Origin of the sequence: Prauserella endophytica (assembly GCF_005146945.1) — a bacterium.
Taxonomy (GTDB): domain Bacteria; phylum Actinomycetota; class Actinomycetes; order Mycobacteriales; family Pseudonocardiaceae; genus Prauserella_A; species Prauserella_A endophytica.
This window is the reverse complement of record NZ_SWMS01000003.1, coordinates 164016-182805: the sequence shown is the minus strand read 5'-3', so window position 1 is coordinate 182805 and position 18790 is coordinate 164016. Positions and strand designations below refer to the sequence as shown.

The following is an 18790-nucleotide window of genomic DNA, read 5'->3' as shown; positions in this document are numbered from 1 at the left end:
CCGCCGCGCTCCTCCAATCGCGTTCCGGCTCCCCGGTCCGACTAGACTTCGGTGCGTGACTGCGCCGATGATGCTGCGCGGTTCCGTGGGCAACCTGCCCGCGCATCTCACCACGTTCGTCGGCAGGCGGCAGGAACGCGCCGACGTCAAACGCCTGCTCTCCGGCAGCCGCCTCGTCACGCTCACCGGACCCGGCGGTGTCGGCAAGACCCGCCTCAGCCAGCGCGCCGCGGCCGACGTCCGCCGGGCGTTCCGCGACGGGGTGTGGTTCGTCAGCGTTTCGTCGGTCAGCAGCTCCGCGCTGCTCGCCGCGACCGTGGCCAAGACGCTGGGCCTGCAGACGCAGCCCTCCACCCGGGTCGAGGACTCCCTCGTCGAGCATCTCGCCTCGCGCAGCACGCTGCTGATCTTCGACAACTGCGAGCACCTCGTCGGCGCCTGCGCGGGACTCATCGACGAGTTGCTGCGCGCCTGCCCCGAACTGCACGTGCTGGTGACCAGCCGCGAGCCGCTCGGCATCATGGGCGAGAACGTGCTGCCCGTCGCCCCGCTACCCGTTCCTCCTGACGAACCCGGCACGAGCGGAGACCCCACCGCGTACGAATCCGTCGCCCTCTTCGTCGACCGGGCCCGGTCCGTGGTGCCCGGCTTCCAGCTCACCGAGGACAACCGCGACGCGGTCGTCACCGTGTGCCGTCACCTCGACGGCATCCCACTTGCACTGGAGCTCGCCGCGGTCCGGCTGCGCGGCCTCTCGCCGGCCGAGCTCGCCGAGCGGCTCGCCGACCGCTTCCAGCTGCTCAACTCGGGCAGCCGCACCGCACCGGACCGGCAGCGCACCCTGCGCGGCTGCGTGGACTGGAGCTACGACCTCTGCACACCCGCCGAGCAGGACCTGTGGGCGTGTGTCTCGGTGTTCTCCGGCGGGTTCGAGCTGGACGCGGCCGAGGCCATCTGCGGTGGCGCCGAACCCATGGCACTGCTGGAAATCCTGCTGTCCTTGGTAGACAAGTCCATTGTGGTCTCCGAGGAGGCGGACGGCCGGATGCGATACCGCATGCTCGAGGTGATCGCCCAGTACGGGCTCGAACGGCTGCGGGAGGCGGGTCAGGAGCACGCGGCGAGGGTCCGCCACCGCGACTTCTACGCCGCGCTGGCGGACCGTTCGGGAGCGGAGTGGATCGGCTCAGCGCAGCGGGAGTGGATGGACCGGCTGCGCCGCGACCACCTGAACTTCCAGGCGGCGCTGGGCTTCTGTGTCGACGAGCCCGGCGAGGAGGAGGAAGGGCTGCGCATCGCGGGCGGGCTGCGGGAGCACTGGCTGCGCTCCGGCGCGCTCGATGAGGGCAGGCACTGGTTCGATCTGCTACTTGCCCGCGGCGACTACTCCGCCGAGACCTGCGCGCGGGCGCTCTACGCCGCGGCCTGGCTGGGCGTGGTGCAGGCGGATGTCGGCTACGCGGCGCCGCTCATCGAGCGGGGCCGCAAGACGGCGGGGGAACTGGACGACGTGATGCGCGCCCAGTTCGACAACCTCAACGCGATGACCGCGGTCCTCACCGGCGACACCGCCACGGCGATCGCGGACAACGAGCGCGCGCTGGCGGTCTTCCAGTCAGCCAACGCGGTGAACCAGGAGATCAGCGCGCTGATCTCGTTGCAGCTGGCACACGGCTCCGCGGGCGACACCGAGTCCGCGCTGCGCCGCCACGCCGAGTGCCTGCGCCGCTGCGAGCAGATCGGGGACTACTGGTTCCGGTCCTACAGCCTCTGGCACGCCGGCGTCATGTACTGGCAGCGCGGCGACGCCGAGCGGGCGATCACGACGCTGCGCGACGCCCTGCGGCTCAAGCGAGACCTCGCCGACCAGCTCGGCGCGGCACTGTGCATCGAGGGGATCGCGTGGGCGACCGCCGAGCGCGACCCGCAGCGCGGCGCCGTGCTGCTGGGCGTCGCCGAGGCCCGCCTCGACGCGCTGGGCACCCGGGCGAGCAGGCTGCCGTGGGCGGCCGCCCCTCATCAGGCTTGCGTGGAGGAGCTGACGCGGACGCTCGGAGAACGGCGGGCCACGCGAGCGCGGGAGAAGGGCGCGCACCTCGGCGCGGGCGAGGGGATCGACTTCGCGCTCGAGGAGGAGCCGGACGCGTCCGCACCCGATACCACCAGACCGGCGCCGACCTCACTCACCAAGCGGGAGAACGAGGTGGCCGAGCTGGTCGCGCAGGGCCTGTCGAACAAGGCCATCGCCAGCACTCTGGTGATCTCGCAGCGCACCGCCGAGACCCACGTCGAAAACATCCTCAGCAAGCTCGGCTTCACCTCCCGCGCCCAGATCGCGGCGTGGCTGGCGCGCGAAGCCGACTGAGCGTCCTGACGGCCTGCGCTTCTGACAGCTTGCGGACAGCTCCACCGGACGAGCGCGGCGGCGCCGTTACCGTGACGGCTCACCCGAGCTGGAAGGAGCCTCGCGATGCGCACCGGACCCGGATTTCTCGCGGTCGCCGTGGCGGCGATCGCCCTGGTGCTGCCCGCGTGCGGAGCGGCCGAGCCCGGCCCGCCGCCGAACGTGTTCCTGGAGTACGCCAGGTCGGGCGAGGTGAAGAACGACCGGTTCCCCACCGACACCTCGGGCGAGGACCGGCTGGCCAACTTCGCGGCGCACTACACCCCCGAGCAGCTGCAGACCCGGTTGTTGTCGGCCTTCCCGTGCGCGGAGAGCGAGGAGTGCAGGCCGAACGCGCGCGTGAAGCAGGCGTGGCACGACTTCGCCGGGCAGGACGGAGAGCTGTTCGGGCGGTCGGTCGTGGCCAGGTACGAGGACGGCTCGCTGGAGCTGGTCACCCTGTACGTCGCGCGCAAGGCCGACGGCGCGACGCTGGTGATCGACTCGAAGGGTGGCACCTACAGCGGGCTGGAGGACTTCCGCGACAACAACGACCTGTTCGGCACCGGGGACTGGATGCTCGCGCCGCGCGACCTGACTGCCGTGCCCGGCGAGGGCGAGATCGTCACGGTCACCGGGCAGCTCCCCGCCCGCTGGCAGCCGTGGGTGTTCGGCGGCTCGGGCGCGGTGGTGGTCCTCGCCGGGACCGCGGTGGCGCTGCGCCGGCTCCGGGACCGGCGTGCCGACCCCGCCGTGGGCTGAGCGCCGCCGTGGGCTGAGCGCCACAGTGGTTCCGCCCGCCGCTCCCGGCGCCTACGGTGAGCTGGTGGAAACGCCGGACTGGTACGCCGCGTTGTGCGACGTCGTCGAGCTGGGCCACGTCGCGGGTGGCGACGATCTCGCCTGGATCGTCGCGCGAGCGGGCTCGCGGGTGGGCATGGACGTCGAGCTCTACCTCGCCGACCTCCCCCAGCGGCGGCTCCACCCGCTCCGCACCGACCTCGCCGAGCCGCTGGACATCGACAGCACGCTCGCCGGGCGCGCGTTCCGCCTGGTCGAGCCGCTCACGACCACCGACCGCACCACCGGAAGGCCGGCGCTGTGGGTGCCGGTGCTCGACGGCACCGCGCGGATCGGTGTGATCTCCTTCGTGCTGCCCGAGGGCGCCGACGCGGCCGACCGGGACCTCGTCGCGCGGTGCTGGACGCTGGCCGGGCTCATCGGCCACCTGTGCGTCACCAAGTTCCCGCAGAGCGACACGCTGCACCGGCTGACCCGGCCGAAGCCGCTCGCGGTCACGGCGGAGCTGCTGTGGCAGCTGCTGCCGCCCCGGACGTTCGCGTGCCGCGACCTGACGGTCAGCGCCGTGGTGGAGTACTACGACCAGGCGGGCGGCGACGGCTACGACTACACCACGCAGGGCACCGTCGGGCACGTCGCCGTGTTCGACGCGACCGGTCACGACCTGCAGGCAGGGCTCGTGTGCTCGATGGCCCTGGCCGCCACCCGACGGGCCCGCAGGGCAGGCCGGTCGTTGCGGGACATCGCACACGAGGCCGACGAGATCCTGCGCGCGAACGCGGCCGGTTCCCGGTTCACCACGGCAGTGCTGGCGGAGCTGCGGCTCGACACGGGCGTCCTGTCGTACCTCAACGCCGGCCACCCGCCGCCGATCCTGCTGCGCGGGGGCAAGGCGCTCAAGGAGCTGCCGGACGGCAGGCGGATGCCACTCGGGCTGCAACACCTGAGCGCGAAACCCGTGGTTCCCGGCAGGGAACGGCTCGAACCGGGCGACCGGCTCCTCCTCTACACCGACGGCATCACGCAGGCCCGTGACGAGCACGGCGAGGAGTTCGGGGTGGAGCGGCTCACCGGGCTCGTCGAACGCCACTGCGCGGCCGGCCTGCCCGCGCCCGAAACCCTCCGCCGGATCAGTCATGCCATGCTGGAGCACCAGCAGGGCATCCTCCATGACGACGCCACCCTGCTGATGATGGAGTGGCCGACCCCGCCGCACCCCAGCCTGCTCCCCACGAGCCTCTGAGCACGGCGTCCCGCGTGGACCCGCCGGTTCGTGAACGGCGGATCACGGGCGTGGAGACGACGGGTGAACGCGCAGCCGGACATTGGTCCACATAGGACCATCGAGCGTGAACCAGGTGCGGTCCAGACAACTGCCCAGCAGGACGAAAACCCGCTCATCTGAGCAAAATCAGTGCGATCAGAGCTACACGGCTCCCGCTCCGTTGATCATTTGCTAAAGTCCGCACCGGGACTGGGTTGAGGCGACATCACCGGAAAGGCGGCCTCCAGCGACGTGTCGGAACGGTTCGAATTCGTGCTGGGCAGCGTGGAGGCGAGCATCGTCGGACAGGCGCTGGGCGTCGACGTACGCCGCTTCCCGCTGCGCGTCCGCAACACCACCACCGACCCGGCGCGGCTGATCAAGCTCGCCAAGCTCGTCACCGGGGAGCTCGCCAAACGCAGGCTCATCGTCGGCAACGCCCTGCACACACATGTCCGGACCGCGTTCGGCTTGTTCGGCGACCACCGGCTTTCCGTCGCGATCACCGGCATCGACGGCCTCGGTGAGCACATCACCGTCCTCGCGTTCACCGACGGCGCCCAGGCACTGGGCATCACCCAGCGCGGCGACGACGAGCTGTTCTTCTCCCTGTTCTCCGACGACGAGCTCGTCGACGTGCTCGCGGGTGTCCTGCCCGCCGCGCAGGCCGCGCCCGGCGCGCCCGCGACGGTCCGCAGCAGCATGATCGAGCACAAGTCCGCGCTCGCGGCGCGCAGGGCGGCCGAACGCGAGCACGACGAGGAAGAGACCGACGCGTTCGGCAACATCAGCATCATCAGCATGGTCGAGCCGCCGCCGGAGCGGAACCGCGGCGGCGAGAGCGACGAGCGTCGGCTGCGCCGCGTGCTGGCTGGCGAACGCCACGGCGGCGGGCAGATCACCGTCGTCGGCCACGACGGGACGCCACCTCATTCGATCAGCTGGCTCGACGCCGAGGCCGGCAGGTATCTGGTCCACACCACCGACGACGGCGGTGAGTTCGTCGCCCGCTACGAACCCGCGGGCTACCACGATGTGGTTCGCGCCATCCGAGACGCGGTCTCCCGCGCCTACTGACCCGGAGCAAGCATGAGCGATGACAGCGTGCAGGAGCCGAGCAGGCAGCAGGCCGTCGCCCGGACGATGGCGGCGAGGCGGGCGCTCAGCGGCGTGGAACTCAAGCAGCTCGCCGATCGGGGCGGCTTCGCGGTGGACGAGACCACCGGCGACCGCATGATCAGCGCGCTCGAGGACATGATCGACGCCCTCAACGAGCGGTGGGCGGCGCTGGAGAAACTCGGCACTGCTCCCCCGCTCAGCACCTCGGCCACGGCGCAGTGGGTGGCGCAGCACACCGTGCGGACGGCGTCCGACGACCGGGGCCTGCTCACCCAGCTGCAGCGTGCCCGCGAGGAGCTGCCCCAGTATGTCGAGGCCATTCGCACGGCCAAGCGCCGCTACGCCGAGACGGAGTCGGGCACGCGGGCCGCCCTCGACGGCTTCCAGGCCGACCTGTCCTGATCATCAGCTTCCGCCCGACCCGGGCGAGACCGGAATGAGGTGCCAGTTCCGTGTCCAGTTCCGCCGACAAGACCGCAGCGGCGTCGGATCCGAGCAGCGAGGACTACGACCCGACCAGCCCGTTCTACGATGTCACCCTCGACCCGTCGTCGATGTTCTACGTCGGCCCGATCGACGACACGGCGCGCTCCGGTGACGACATCCGCGCCGAGGTGACCGCGCAGGTGGAGGACGACCCACTCGCGAGCGCGCTCGCCGAGAAGGAGAAGGACCAGGAGATCCAGAGCCGTTACCTCGACGCGATCTCCGCCGCGCGGCAGGGGCTGGACGAGGGCCTCGAGCTGCGTCCCGCGGGCGAACGCCCCACGACCGTGTGGTTCAACGCGTCGCACGAGCAGATGGTGGAGGTGCTCAACAGCAACGCCGACTCCGCCGCGATCGCCGAGACCTCCGAGGAGTGGGTGCGGCTCGGCAACGAGCTCACCCTCCACCAGCGGGCCGTCGCCGACGCCATCGACGACAGCATGGGGAACTGGACCGGTGAGGGCGGCGACGCGGCGCGCGAGCACCTGACCGAGGTGGCGAAGTGGCTCGGTGTCACGGCGCAGGGCGCCGTGCTCACCGGCCGCCAGCAGCAGATCCACTCGCAGACGCTCAACGAGTCGCAGAAGCAGCTGGCCGCCAACCCGCCGGTGCCGTTCTCGGCGCAGGAGGCGAACGCCCAGCTGATGCAGATCACCGATCCGGTGCAGTACGCGCGGGCCGCGTCGCAGGCGATCCAGACCATGCAGGCGCAGCAGGCGGCGCACGCGCAGGCCGCGCGGATCATGACCCAGTTCGACGACACGGTCGGCACGGCGATCGACATGCCGCTGTTCACGCCACCGCCGAAGCTCGCGACCGCGTCCGCGAGGACGGTCGCGCGGCTGGACTCCCCCGCCGGTGGCGGAGCCGGAGCACCCGGCGCCACGGCGCGCGAGACGCAGCTCGCGTCCGCCCGCCGGGCCACGGCGGGCGAGCCAGCCGAGAGCCTCGGTGGTCCTGGTGGCCCCGCCGCACCGGGCGGCCCGGGCGGTCTCGAGGGCCCTGGCGGTGCGGAAGGTGCGGGAGGTGCGGGCGGCTCCGGCGCTCGACTCGGCGTTGGCGGCGGCGACGGCGTTGGCGACGGCCTGCCCGGTGCCGGCCCGGCGGCGGCAGGCAACGGCGTCGACGTGCCGCCGCTTTCGGACACGCCCGGGACCGGCGGCCAGCCGCTGCCGCTGAGCGCGACCGGCGGCAACGTTGCCGGCGGAGCGAACTTCGACGACACCACGCACAGGTCCAGCACCCCGACCGTGCCCACCCCACCGCCGCTCAAGACACCGGACCTGCCCACGGGCGGCAACGTCGGTGGCGTCGGTCCGGGCGGCATCGGGTCCGGCCCCGGCGGTGTGGGCGGGCCGGGGGTCGTGCCGAACCTGCCCGGCAGGACGACACCGACGTCGTACGTGCCGCCGAACTCGAAGGGCCCCGGGCTCGGGAAGACGCCTGCCCTCGGCTGGGCGGGCGGCGTGAACGGTGACAGCATCTCCAGCAGGCTGGGCGGCCTCGACGGCGGGGGGCCCGGTGGTCCCGCGGGGTCGGCGCCGAAGCTCGGGACCGGTGGCGGCGCGGGTGGTGTCGGCGGGCTCGCCGCGGGAGCGGGCGGCGGCCCCGCGGGTGGCGCCGGGGCAGGCGGTGCCGGCAGCGGCGCGGCCCCTGGCCAGGCCTCGGGTGCGGCCAAGGGCGGTGTTCCTGGCGGAGCCGCGGCGGGCGCCGCGGGTGTCGCCGGTGCGGCCGGTGCGGCGGGTGCGCGTGGCATGCCCGCGGGCATGGCCGGGATGCCCGCGGGCGGCGCCGGCCGTCAGCAGGGGGAGGACAAGGAGCACCGCGTTGCCGGCTACGTCGAGGCCGAGGCGGGCCTCTTCGCCGGTGAGCAGGCGATCGCGCCGCCCGTGATCGGCGACTGGAAGAAGAACAAGGACGAGGACTGGAAGTAGCCGCTGTCAGCGGCCAGCGGCCGGGCGGTAGCGCGACCACACGAGGCCGTCGGCGAGCGTGCGGCTCCCGACGAGGTCGAACCGCGCAGGGGTGGTGGCGCTGCCGCGCCAGTGCCGGTTGCCCGTGCCCGAGGGCAGGCACGGGTGCACGAGCAGGCTCACCTCGTCGAGCAGGCTCGCCTCCAGCAGCGCGCCGAGGAGCGCGCCTCCGCTGTCGACCCGGACGACCCTGGCGCCGTGCCGCTCACCGAGCGCACGGAGCACGGCCGACAGATCCACCCGCTCGCGTCCGGTGACGAGTTCGGGCACGGTGCGCCCGGCGCGCCGGGGCGGGGTGTCCCGTGCGTGCAGCGCCAGCACGTCCGACCAGTGCCCGGCCTCGCGCAGCGCCTCCCACTCCGTGACGCGGCCCCGGCCGTCGACGACGGCGAGCAGCGGTCCACCGTCGGCGGAACCCGGCCGGGGCGCGGAGGCCAGCGCGGGTTCCTGGGCGAGGATCGTGTCGGCGCCGGTGAGCGTGACGTCCTCGTTCCAGGTCGCCGCGAGCTCGTAGTACCGCGCGGCGTCCGGCGCGAAGCCGGTGGTGGCCCCGTCGAGTGCGACGGCGACGTGTGCGACGACGTACGGCTCCTTCGGCACGCAGGCCTCCTTCGGGCTACGGCATCGGGTGCTCGGCGGCGAGCTCCTCGGGTGCCGAGAGGCGCCAGGCCTCGTACACGAGCTCGCCGAGTTCGTCGGCGTCGATGCCCCGGAGGTACACGACGACCCAGCCGAACCCGCCCGCCGTGAACTGCACCTCGAACACGTCGGGCCGTTCGGCGACGAGCGCCGCCTGTTCGGACAGCGTCTGCTTCAGGCCGACGGTCTGCGTCCGCGGCCAGTAGTACCCGAACCGCTTGCCGCGCACGCTGAACGACGTGTAGTCCCTCGCCTTCGCCCGCTCGACCTCGGCAAGGCCGTCGACGATCCGCAAGAACTCCGCGCTCGGCACACCCATGCCGGGCATTCTCGCGCACCCCACCGACAATCCGGTCGCCCACCGCGAGTCGCGCGTCACTCCGGAGTACTGCGAGGACCCTCCAGCTGGAAGTGCCAGACGAGCAGCGCGGGCACTCCGGCGTTGGCGGCCCACGCGGCCTCGGGCACCAGGCCGGCGAGCGACCACGGCCACAGGTCCCACGGCTCCAGTGACACGGAACCGTTGGCGGGTCCCGCATCCGGCTCCCTGGCCGGCGGCCGTGGCTCCTCGCAGCGGCGGACGATCAGCCCGAGGGGCAGCGCGGCGCGCAGGTAGTCGCCCACCAGGTGCCGGTGGGTGACCAGGCGCCTCGGCTCGCCGCCGGGACCGCGCACAGCCGGGACGGATCCGCGTAGCACCGCCTCGGGGTGGATGTCGGCGATGACGAGGTGCCCGCCGGGCCGCAGCACCCTCGCGAACTCGGCCAGCACAGGCCCCAGCTCGGGGGCGTGGGTCAGCGCGAGCGCGCACACCACCAGATCCACGTGGTCGTCGCGCACCGGGAGCTCGCGCAGGTCGCCGAGCCGGAAGTCGCCGTCCGGCACCCGCGTGCGCGCCCGCGCGAGCATGTCCGGCGAGCTGTCCACGCCGAGCACCCGGTGCCCACGCTCGGCCAGCAGGCGCGCGTACCGGCCGGTGCCGCACGCCGCGTCCAGTGCGACGCCGGCCGGCAGCCGGTCGAGGATCTCGATGACCACGGGCTCGTCGAGGTCGAACGCGGCGTTGCCGGGCGCGTCGTAGGCCGGTGCCCACGCGCGGTAGCCCTCGACCGTGCCGACCCGCTCGACGTCCACGGCGGCGTTCGCGAGCCGCTCGTCGGCGAGCAGCTCGCGCACCTCGGCGATGCGGGAGGCCACGAATGCCTGGTCGTACTCCCCTGAGAACGCGCGCAGCAGACCGAGTCCCTCGATGCCCAGCAGGTACGCCAGCGGGTGCTCGTGGATCACGGGCCCGAGGCTAGCGAGGAAGATTCGGTGGTGTCACACGGTTTTCCGGTCACTCATCCGGACGCCTGGATGGTTGGCCCTGACGTTGACCGCGGCGAGGGCCACCGTCCGCTCGATCCGCCGCCGCCGGGTCTCCGGCTTCTTCGCGCGTGCGATCCATTCCAGGATCAGCCGCCGGGACGACGGTGGGAAAGCGCGGAAGTTCCGGCGCGCGGCCTCGTCGGCTTCCAGCGCCTCCCGCAGGTCGTCCGGCACCCCGGCGCTCGCCTCGTCGGGCACGACCTGCCACGTGCCCTTCGCCTTGGCCGACTCGATCATCACGGCGCCGGGCTCGGCCATCAGGCCCCGCTCGATCATCCGCGTGGCCCGCTCCCGGTTGACCCGGCTCCACGTGCTGTGCGGGTCGCGCGGGGTGAACCGCAGCAGTGTGCTCCGGGAGTCCCGTTTCCTTGCCTGGCTGTCGATCCAGCCGAAGCACAGCGCCTGCTCGATCGCCTCGGCGTAGCGCACGCCCGGTATCCCACTGCCCTTGCGCGGGATGACGAGCCAGATCTCCTTCCGCGAGCAGTGGTTTCCGGCCAGCCACTCCCGCCAGTCCGCGACGGTCTCGGGGTGCACGGTGTTCACGTCACGCCCCCGTCCGTGCCGCGAGGACATCGAGGTAGTGCTCGTTGTACATGACGCCGAGGACGTTGCCGAACGGGTCGGTCACCGACGCCGTGACGAACCCCGGTCCGCGCTCGATCGGTCGCTCGTGCTCGGTGGCGCCGACGGCCAGCAGGCGGTCGAACGCGGCGTGCACGTCGTCGACGGCCCAGTAGACCAGCCCCGCACCCGCGCCCCCTGGCTTGTCCTGCACATACCTCCGGTCGAGCAGGCCCAGCTCGGCCAGGTAGTCGCCGATGCGGTACTCCAGGTAGGCCACGTCGTCGCCGTCGGATTTCTCGAAGTACGGCTCGACGCCGAGCAGTTCGGTGTACCAGCGCCGCGCGGCGGCGAGGTCGTCCGCGAAGTAGGTGACGGTGGTGAGTCCTCGCAACATCGGTCCGGTCCTTTCGTCGGTGCTCGCTGACAATTCCCATGCTCGCGCCTGAAGTGCTCACCAACTGAGCACTTTCTCGGGGAAACTGGACACCATGCGCGCAGACCGCCTCGTCGCCGCCCTGCTCCTCATGCAGGCCAAGGGCCGGGTGACCGCGGCCGAGCTGGCCGCTGAGCTGGAGGTGTCGGTCGCGACAGCCCGCCGCGATCTGGAGGCACTGTCCAGCGCGGGCATCCCGGTGTATCCCCAGCCGGGCCGGGGCGGCGGCTGGTCCCTCATCGGGGGTGCCCGCACCGACCTGAGCGGGCTGTCGTCAGCCGAGGCGCAGGCACTCTTCCTGCTGGTCGGACCCGCGGCCGCAGTCTCGGACGAGGCCAAGGCCGCGCTGCGCAAGCTCGTGCGCGCGCTGCCGACCACACTGCGCGCCGACGCCGAGGCCGCCGCGGGCGCGATCATGATCGACTCGACGCGGTGGGGCGAGCGGGACCGCGACCGGCCCGAGGTCGTCGGCCTGCTGCAGACAGCCGTGGTGCGCAGGCGCAGGGTACGGCTGACCTACACCAACAGCGCCCGCGAGCGCACCGAGCGGCTGGTCGACCCCTGGGGCCTGGTGGACAAGGACGACGTCTGGTACCTGATCGCGGGAACCGAGCGCGGGCAGCGGACCTTCCGTGTCGACCGGATCGCCGTGGCCGAGCCGACCGACGAACCGGCCGAGCGTCCCGACGACTTCGCACTGGCGGCGGCGTGGGAGCGGGTGGTCGGCGAGGTGGAGCAGCGGCGCTCGCGCACCTGGGCGACCGTGCTCATCGACCAGCGGTTCGTGCCGATCCTGCGCGACCAGTTCGGACGGCACTGCCACACCGACGGCGAGCCGGACGGCGGCCGCGCGCGAGTCCGGCTCGCCGCGCCGACGGCGCTGGACATCGCCCGCCACCTCGCTGGCTGGGGAGCCCTCGTGGAGGTGGTGGAGCCCCCGTCGGTGCGCACCGAGCTGGCCCGCATCGGCGCCGAACTCGCCACCCTCTACCCGCCCCCCAAGGCCACCTTTGTCGCGTTGAACGCAACAAAGGTGGCCTTGGGGGCCGACGGGGGCGACGGGGCCGACGGGGCTGACAGGCGACTTTGCTGTTTTGGCAAGGGGTTTTGTCGGGTTGGCAGGTGAAGGGGCACAGTGGCTACGGAGGTGGACACACATGAATCAGCCCGATCCGTTCACACCCGCCACGGAGAACCTGATCTGCGAGCTCGTCATGGGCGAGCGGCGCCACGGACTCTGACCGGAAGGACACGATGGACGCACAGTTCTGGGACGAGCGGTACTCCAGCCGCGACCAGCTCTTCAGCGGCAGACCCAACGGCGTGCTCGTCACCGAGGTCTCCGGCCTGCCGCCGGGGCAGGCACTCGACGTGGGCTGCGGCGAGGGCGGCGACGCGATCTGGCTGGCCCGGCGCGGCTGGCGGGTCACCGCACTCGACATCTCGACCGTGGCGCTGCGGCGTGCCGCCAAGGCCGCGGCCGACGCCGGTGTGGCCGACCGCATCGCGTGGACGCGCACGGACCTGGCCGTGACGCACCCGCCCGCGCAATGCTTCGACCTGGTCTCGGCGCAGTACTTTCCGCTGCTGCGGCGCGACGGCGACGCCGCGCTGCGGGGCCTGCTGGCGCCGGTCGCACCGGGCGGCATCCTGCTCGTCACCGGTCACGACACGGCGGACTGGCCGGCACCCGAGGAGGGCGGCCACGACCCGCGCGACTTCTTCCTGCCATCCGACATCGCCGCGCTCCTCGGCGACGAGTGGACCATCGAGGTCGACGAGACGCGGGCCCGCGTCGACCCGGCCCCGGAGGGCACCCGGCACGCCCGTGACACGGTGCTCCGGGCCCGCAGGCGGCCCGCCTGAGCCTGAGCCTCCTCCGAGCGCTTTTTTGCCGTTGGCGTAGTGGAGGGCGAAAGCTGATCGGCGCACGAGAGCCGAGCCGTATAGGTCGTTATACGGCTCATTCGGGGCGGATCGTGGCGTGGAGGAGCGTGTCCACGCGCCTGCCGCCGATCTCCTGATGGCTGCGCAGCATCCCTTCCCGCTCGCGCGGTCCGCGCCTGCGGACAGGCGTGCCGATCGTGGGACACGTGAGGGTCGGTCCGGGGTCGGGGGCCATCTCCACGTCGTGCTCCTCGAAGGCCCGCAGCCGCACACCGTCGAAGGCCCGCACCGTGGTCGGATGGGCCAGCGGTCCCGTGGTCATGACGGGATCCTCCAAGGACCCCGGGTGGGACATGCCACAACGGTCTGTACGCATGTCGACTGAATGTTCAGCATGCGTACGGCACATCGACGGAGGAGGTTCGTTGACCACCCTCAACGACGACGGTGGCGCACCGTCGCGGTTCGCGCACCGGTTCGAACGGCCGGCCCGACCGCTCACCGGACCACGCGACGTACTGCGCGACACGACCACCGAGACGGCCACCAACGGCCTCATCGGCATCGTGTTCTCCGCGACCGGACCCGTCGCGGTGATCCTCGCGGTCGGCGCACAGGGCGGCCTCTCCCCCGCGCAGCTCGCCTCGTGGATCTTCGGCGTCTTCCTGCTCAACGGCCTGCTCACCGTGCTGGCGTCCTCGCTCTACCGGCAGCCGCTGGCGTTCTTCTGGACCATCCCCGGCGCCGTCGTGGTCGGAGGCTCCCTCGACCACCTGCCGTGGCCGCAGGTCGTCGGAGCTTTCGTCGCCACGGCGCTGCTGATCCTCGTGCTCGGGCTCACGGGCTTGGTGCGCACTGTCATGGCGGCCCTTCCGATGCCGGTGGTCATGGCGATGGTCGCGGGCGTCTTCCTCCGCTTCGGCCTCGACCTCGTCCACTCGCTCGGACTGGACCCCGGCATCGCGGTGCCGATGGTGGCGGTCTTCCTGCTGCTGTCGGCGTTTCCCGCGCTCGGCCGCCGGATCCCGCCCATCCTCGGCGCCCTCGTGGTCGGGGCGGTCGCCGTCGCCGTGTCCGGCCGGTTCACGCCCGACACAGAGAGCACCACCTGGTTCGCCTCGCCTCTCCTGCAGGCGCCGCAGTTCTCGTGGCAGGCGATCCTCGAGCTGGTGGTCCCGCTCGCCGTCACCGTCCTCGTCGTGCAGAACGGTCAGGGCGTGGCCGTGTTGCGCCAGGCCGGGCACGAGCCACCGACGAACGTCTCCACTGTCCTGTGTGGACTCTGGTCGCTGCCCGCCGCGTTGTTCGGAGCCGTGTCGACCTGCCTCACCGGACCCACCAACGCACTGCTCGTGGCATCCGGCGAACGCGGGCGCCAGTACACCGCGGCCATCGTGTGCGGCCTGCTCGCCATGCTGGTGGGCCTGTTCGCGCCCGCGTTCGTCCGCCTCATGCTCGCAACGCCCGAGTCGTTCATCGCGGTGCTGGGCGGGCTTGCCATGCTCCGCGCGCTGCAGACCGCGTTCGTCACCGCGTTCCGCTCGCGGTGCACCCTCGGCGCACTCGTCGCCTTCCTGGTGACCGTCTCCGGCGTCTCGCCGCTGAACCTCAGCGCCGCGTTCTGGGGCCTCGTCGCCGGGGTCGCCATCTCATTGCTGCTCGAACGGGCCGACTACGCCGCCGAGCGCTCATGAGCCCCGGCGCGCGGCCAGCTCGGCCCGCGAGCGGATGCCGAGCTTCGCGTAGATCCGCGTCAGGTGGTACTGGACCGTCTTGGTGGACAGGAAAAGCTCGGCCGCGACCTCCCGGTTGGACAGTCCACTCGCAACGAGCTGCGACACCGCCTCCTCCTGCGGCGTGAGCTCGCCGAGCCCACGTTCCGTCCTCGGCACGTGCACGCCACCCGCCTTCAGCTCGCGGTCGCAGCGCGCGACGTAGGTCGTCGCGCCGAGCGCCGCGAACGTCTCTCGCGCGGTGGTGAGCACGGTGTCGGCGTCCCTGCGTTTGCCCGCTCGGCGCAGGATCTGGCCGTAGGCGAAGTTCACGCGCGCGCTGTCGTAGCGCAGCGGCAGGTCCTCCAGCAGCTCCAGCGCCGCTTCGAACGCCTCGCGCGCCTGGTCCAGCTCACCCTGACTGCCCAGGAGCCTGCCGCGCGCCGCGCCGAGCCGCGCCCGAGCCGAACCGGGGCCACGGCCGGCGGCGAGGGCCTCCTGCCGGGTCAGGAACGTGTCCGCCTCAGCGTACCTGCCCTCCAGCACGAGTGCGTGCGCGTACATGTCGGCCCACGGCCACTGGCCCGGCTGGTCGACACCGCCGCCCGCCCACGGCTGCGTGAGCGGGCGCAGCGCCCGCAGCACCCCGGCGGAGTCCGCCCGCGCCTCGGCCACGTGCGCGCGGGCCAGGTACGACGGCACGCGCATGATCTCGTAGTCCTGCGGCCCCGCGTCGGCTCGGCGCAGCGCCAGCTCGGCGTCGTCCCAGTCGCCGCGCAGCGCGTGCACGGCGACGGCCGTCCAGTACAGCAACGGACCCGCCAGCACGATTCCGGCCCGGTCGAGCAACGGCGTCGCCTCCCGTACCGTGCGCACCGCGTCGTCCCAGTCCCCCGTGAGGAACTGCGCCCGCGCGAGCCAGGCCCTTGCCCACAGCGAGATCCGCGTCGAGCCGCCGAGGAACGTGGTGGGCACCGAGCTCTCCAGGTCGGCCCTCGCGTCGTCGACCGCGTCGACCATGAGGCTGAGCCAGCCCCGGCCCATCAGGATCCGCTGGGCCTGCGCACCGTGCTGCACGCGCTCGGCCAGCTCGGCATAAGCGGCGAGCGCTTCGGCCGCCCGGCCCGCGGCGGCGAGGCCGAGCCCCCGGATCGCGGCCGCCTCGACGCCCGCGGGCGCGTCCTCACCCGCCAGCGCCACGGCCTGGTCCGCCCACGACACCAGTTCCTCCGGGCGGAGGCGGGACAGCGAGTGCAGCACGTAGCGCTGGCAGATCGACGCGGCGACGTCCGGCTCGCGCTCGGTGTTCACCAGATCCCAGGCCCGGCCGAGCCGGTTCTCGGCCTCCGCGGCGCGGCCCCGCACGATCGCGAGGTAGCCCAGCACGGCGTTGCGCAGCGGCGTCTCCCGCAGGCTCTCCACCTCCGGAACCAGAGCCGCCGCCGCGAACGCGTCACCCGCGCCGATCAGGGCGTCGACGGCCCTCGTGAGCCTGCTCTCGCGCTTGAGACGGTCCTCGGTGAGCCTGCTCGCGTCGTTGAGCAGCGAGGCCGCCACGCCCCACGCGCCCTCGGCCGCCCGCTCGGCGGCGAGCGCGTCGAGCCGGTCGGCCACGTCCGGGTCGGGCATCGGCGAGGCGGCGACCAGCAGCCGCATCCGGCGCACCGGGTCGTCGATGAGGTCGGCGGCCCTGCGGTGGGCGCGCGCCGCCGCGGCGGGTCCCATCGCGGCGAGCACGGCGGCCCTGACCATCGGGTCCGGCGGGCCGATCTCGGTGAGGCCGCGGCCGCCGAACTCCACGAGCCGGGCGGCGACCGCCTCGTCCAGCGCGGGCAGCACGTCTCCCGGCACCCCGGCGAGCAGCGCGGCGTCGCGCACGGTGGTGCCGGGTCCGAGCACGGCCGCGGCCTCGGCCAGCCCACGAGCCTCCGGCGAGCACCCGGCCAGCGCCGTGCGGACACTGGCCGCCACGGCGGCCGGAGCGGGCAGCGCCGGGTCGAACCGGGCCCACGTCGTCCTCGGCACCTCAGCCAGCAGCTGCCCGATATGCCGCGCGACGCCGCCGGTGTGCCGCCACAGCCGTTCCGCCATCGACGGGTGCAGCAGGGCGCCGTGCGCGGCGGCGAGCTCCCCCACCTCGGGCGGGGTGAACGGCTCCACGGTGATCGCGTGGTCCGCGACGCGGTGCAGCAGCTCCAGCGCGGGCGCGGGGACGTCCGGATCGCCGGTGACGGCGGTGGCGAGCACGAGCAGCCGCGTGTCCCGGTGGTGACGGACCGCGGAGGCCAGCGCCTGCAGCGACGGCTGGTCGGCCCAGTGCGCGTCGTCCACCACGGCGAGCACGGTGCCGCCAGCGGACTCGGCGTTCCGGGCGATCGCGGAGGACACCTCGACGGCCCCGCCGCGGCTGGATTCGCCGATGAGCTGGCCCAGGACGCCGTAGGCCCGGTCCCGTTCCCACTCCGCGCCCGTGGCACGCAGCAGCGGTCCGTGGTGACGGGCCGCCAATGCGTCGGCGAGCGTGGTCCTTCCGACCCCCGCCTTGCCGCTGACCAGCACGAACGCGGACCCGCGCTCGGCGGCGCCGTGCAGCAGGCGCTCCAGCTCGCCGAGTGCGGCGTCGCGGGCGATCAGCGGAGGGCGGGGGCGGACCACATGGTCACCCTAGGCCGTGCCTGCGGGAACTCTTCCGGCGCAAGCGGGATCGGCGCGGCGGCTGCCAAGGCGAGGACGAGCCTCGCACCGGCCGTTCTCGGCTCGTCCGGCGACGTGGTCGCGGCAGCGCCAGGATGCGTCAGGCTCGGCCTAAGCGGGATGCGGCGTCCCGGCCGCCGGCGCCGTCACGGGCAGGTCGTCCTCGGCGTGCCGCGAGCGGGGCACCAGCGCCGTGACGACCGCCGCGGCGAGCGCTATGGCGGCGAACAGGTAGAACGCCGTGGTGCCCCCGAGCCCCGCACCGACGAGCACGCCGCCGACCACCGGCCCGACGATGCCGCCGAGCCTGCCGAACCCGGCGCACCACGCGACCCCGGCCGCGCGTGCCCTGGTCGGGTAGTAGTTGGACACCAGGCCGTAGACGAGCACCTGGGTGCCGATCGTGCCGACCCCGGCCACCGCGACCGCGAGCAGGAGCGCGCCCAGCGGCAGGCTCAGCGGCAGCAGCGCGAGCGTGCAGGCGGCGAGCACGAACGTGGTGGCCACGACGCGCTTGGCCCCGGCCCGGTCGGCCCACAGCGACGCGAGCAGGCCACCGACGATGGCGCCGAAATTGAGCACGAGCAGGAAGGTCAGCGAGTAACTCTTGTCGTAGCCGTTGTCGGCCATGATCTGCGGCAGCCAGGTGTTGAGGCCGTAGGTGAGCAGCAGCCCGGCGAAGCTCATCGTGCCCAGCAGCAGTGTCGGAAGCGCCAGCGACCTCGTGGCCAGCGCGGGGAAACCGACGCGGGCGGTCCCGGCCGGTCGGCCTGGCTCAGCGGACAGCGCGATGCCGGTGCGCTCGGCGAGGGCCTTCGCCTGCTCGACCCTGCCCCGCGAGGCGAGCCACTTCGGCGACTCCGGCAGCTTCACCACGGCCAGCGGGAGCACCAGCACGATCGGCAGCGCGCCGACCCAGAACAGCCCGCGCCAGCCGACCGCGTCGGCCAGGACGAGCGCGAGGAGCGCGGCAAGCACGCCGCCGGCGGGCACTCCACTGTAGACGATCGCGTTGAGCCGGTTCCGCCGTCCCGGCGGGGCGAACTCCGCCACGAGCGCCCCGACCGTGGCCACCAGCGCGCCGACCCCGATGCCGGTCAGGAATCGGCCGATTCCGAAGGCGACGACGTTCTGGGTCAGCGCGGTCGCGCCCATCCCGATCGAGAACCAGGCGAGGTTGATCAGCATGATCCTGCGGCGCCCGATCCAGTCGCCGAGTGCGCCCGCGGCCAGTGCCCCCACGAGGACACCGACGAGTGCGTAGCTGCCGAGCGCGCCCGCCTGGCCGGGCGTGATCGCCCCGAGCTGGGAGGGATCGGCGAGCAGGGTGGGCAGCACGGTGCCGTAGACGACGAGGTCGTATCCGTCGAAGACGAGCGCGACGGTCGACAGTGCGACCACCCAGGACACGGTGCGCTGACGCCGGCGCGTCATTGCGTCGGTTTCGGACATGAGGAACTCCCC

The 18790-nt window shown here is 72.9% G+C and carries 17 protein-coding genes; 9 read left to right on the top strand and 8 right to left on the bottom strand.

The annotated features are described in order from the left end of the window. The first annotated feature begins 55 nt into the window (after positions 1–55). The 6 genes from FCN18_RS07970 to FCN18_RS07945 all read left to right on the top strand — a co-directional run bounded on the left by FCN18_RS07970 (position 56) and on the right by FCN18_RS07945 (position 7987). Positions 56–2365 (top strand): ATP-binding protein, encoded by a 2310-nt coding sequence (locus FCN18_RS07970; protein ID WP_137094184.1) that lies wholly within the window; start codon positions 56–58, stop codon positions 2363–2365. 105 nt (positions 2366–2470) lie between these two features. Further along, on the top strand, positions 2471–3145 hold the full coding sequence (locus FCN18_RS07965; protein ID WP_137094182.1) for a hypothetical protein: 675 nt from the start codon (positions 2471–2473) through the stop codon (positions 3143–3145). Positions 3146–3209: 64 nt separating this feature from the next. Beyond that, positions 3210–4427, top strand: a complete 1218-nt coding sequence (locus FCN18_RS07960; protein ID WP_323808347.1) for a PP2C family protein-serine/threonine phosphatase — start codon at positions 3210–3212, stop codon at positions 4425–4427. 273 nt (positions 4428–4700) lie between these two features. Then, the gene (locus FCN18_RS07955; RefSeq protein WP_137094179.1) at positions 4701–5525 is read left to right on the top strand and encodes an ESX secretion-associated protein EspG; all 825 of its coding nucleotides are present in this window, start codon (positions 4701–4703) and stop codon (positions 5523–5525) included. A gap of 12 nt (positions 5526–5537) precedes the next feature. Continuing rightward, positions 5538–5969, top strand: a complete 432-nt coding sequence (locus FCN18_RS07950; protein WP_228713751.1) for a hypothetical protein — start codon at positions 5538–5540, stop codon at positions 5967–5969. A 50-nt stretch (positions 5970–6019) separates the two neighbouring features. Then, the gene (locus FCN18_RS07945) at positions 6020–7987 is read left to right on the top strand and encodes a hypothetical protein (protein WP_137094177.1); all 1968 of its coding nucleotides are present in this window, start codon (positions 6020–6022) and stop codon (positions 7985–7987) included. A gap of 6 nt (positions 7988–7993) precedes the next feature. Here the strand turns inward: FCN18_RS07945 and FCN18_RS07940 are convergent, their stop codons facing one another. From FCN18_RS07940 to FCN18_RS07920, 5 genes are read right to left on the bottom strand one after another with little or no spacing between them, the layout of a single operon-like run. After that, entirely contained in the window at positions 7994–8626 is a 633-nt protein-coding gene (locus FCN18_RS07940) for a dihydrofolate reductase family protein (protein ID WP_137094174.1), read from the bottom strand. 16 nt (positions 8627–8642) lie between these two features. After that, entirely contained in the window at positions 8643–8984 is a 342-nt protein-coding gene (locus tag FCN18_RS07935) for an MmcQ/YjbR family DNA-binding protein (protein ID WP_113642230.1), read from the bottom strand. 56 nt (positions 8985–9040) lie between these two features. After that, a complete protein-coding gene (locus FCN18_RS07930; RefSeq protein ID WP_113642145.1) occupies positions 9041–9952 on the bottom strand; it encodes a class I SAM-dependent methyltransferase in 912 nt (303 codons plus the stop codon). Between the two features lie 33 nt (positions 9953–9985). Further along, a complete protein-coding gene (locus tag FCN18_RS07925; RefSeq protein ID WP_228713749.1) occupies positions 9986–10579 on the bottom strand; it encodes a YdeI/OmpD-associated family protein in 594 nt (197 codons plus the stop codon). A 1-nt stretch (position 10580) separates the two neighbouring features. After that, positions 10581–10994, bottom strand: a complete 414-nt coding sequence (locus tag FCN18_RS07920; protein ID WP_137094170.1) for a VOC family protein — start codon at positions 10992–10994, stop codon at positions 10581–10583. 94 nt (positions 10995–11088) lie between these two features. On the opposite strand from FCN18_RS07920, the gene FCN18_RS07915 reads away from it, so the two are divergent. Next, positions 11089–12159: a helix-turn-helix transcriptional regulator gene (locus tag FCN18_RS07915; protein ID WP_137094167.1), complete on the top strand. Its 1071-nt coding sequence runs from the start codon at positions 11089–11091 to the stop codon at positions 12157–12159. A 128-nt stretch (positions 12160–12287) separates the two neighbouring features. Next, the gene (locus FCN18_RS07910; protein ID WP_137094165.1) at positions 12288–12899 is read left to right on the top strand and encodes a class I SAM-dependent methyltransferase; all 612 of its coding nucleotides are present in this window, start codon (positions 12288–12290) and stop codon (positions 12897–12899) included. Positions 12900–12996: 97 nt separating this feature from the next. On the opposite strand, the gene FCN18_RS40050 is transcribed toward FCN18_RS07910, so the two are convergent. Continuing rightward, positions 12997–13242, bottom strand: a complete 246-nt coding sequence (locus FCN18_RS40050; protein ID WP_228713747.1) for a hypothetical protein — start codon at positions 13240–13242, stop codon at positions 12997–12999. Between the two features lie 103 nt (positions 13243–13345). Here FCN18_RS40050 and FCN18_RS07900 point away from each other — a divergent pair, with 103 nt between their 5' ends. Further along, positions 13346–14614: a benzoate/H(+) symporter BenE family transporter gene (locus FCN18_RS07900; protein ID WP_228713745.1), complete on the top strand. Its 1269-nt coding sequence runs from the start codon at positions 13346–13348 to the stop codon at positions 14612–14614. Here FCN18_RS07900 and FCN18_RS07895 read toward each other — a convergent pair. Both FCN18_RS07895 and FCN18_RS07890 read right to left on the bottom strand, forming a co-directional pair. Beyond that, positions 14609–17287 (bottom strand): helix-turn-helix transcriptional regulator, encoded by a 2679-nt coding sequence (locus FCN18_RS07895; RefSeq protein ID WP_137094160.1) that lies wholly within the window; start codon positions 17285–17287, stop codon positions 14609–14611. The genes FCN18_RS07900 and FCN18_RS07895 overlap by 6 nt on opposite strands. Before the next feature lie 150 nt (positions 17288–17437). Continuing rightward, positions 17438–18778, bottom strand: coding sequence for an MFS transporter (locus FCN18_RS07890; RefSeq protein WP_137094158.1), 1341 nt, complete (start codon positions 18776–18778; stop codon positions 17438–17440). Positions 18779–18790 lie beyond the last annotated feature (12 nt).

Excerpts from the sequence above, each read along its gene's own strand:
- FCN18_RS40050 (WP_228713747.1), bottom strand. The coding sequence starts at position 13,242 with ATGACCACGGGACCGCTGGCCCATCCGACCACGGTGCGGGCCTTCGAC.
- FCN18_RS07935 (WP_113642230.1), bottom strand. The coding sequence starts at position 8,984 with ATGGGTGTGCCGAGCGCGGAGTTCTTGCGGATCGTCGACGGCCTTGCC.
- FCN18_RS07890 (WP_137094158.1), bottom strand. The coding sequence starts at position 18,778 with ATGTCCGAAACCGACGCAATGACGCGCCGGCGTCAGCGCACCGTGTCC.
- FCN18_RS07915 (WP_137094167.1), top strand. The coding sequence starts at position 11,089 with ATGCGCGCAGACCGCCTCGTCGCCGCCCTGCTCCTCATGCAGGCCAAG.
- FCN18_RS07920 (WP_137094170.1), bottom strand. The coding sequence starts at position 10,994 with ATGTTGCGAGGACTCACCACCGTCACCTACTTCGCGGACGACCTCGCC.
- FCN18_RS07965 (WP_137094182.1), top strand. The coding sequence starts at position 2,471 with ATGCGCACCGGACCCGGATTTCTCGCGGTCGCCGTGGCGGCGATCGCC.
- FCN18_RS07910 (WP_137094165.1), top strand. The coding sequence starts at position 12,288 with ATGGACGCACAGTTCTGGGACGAGCGGTACTCCAGCCGCGACCAGCTC.
- FCN18_RS07950 (WP_228713751.1), top strand. The coding sequence starts at position 5,538 with ATGAGCGATGACAGCGTGCAGGAGCCGAGCAGGCAGCAGGCCGTCGCC.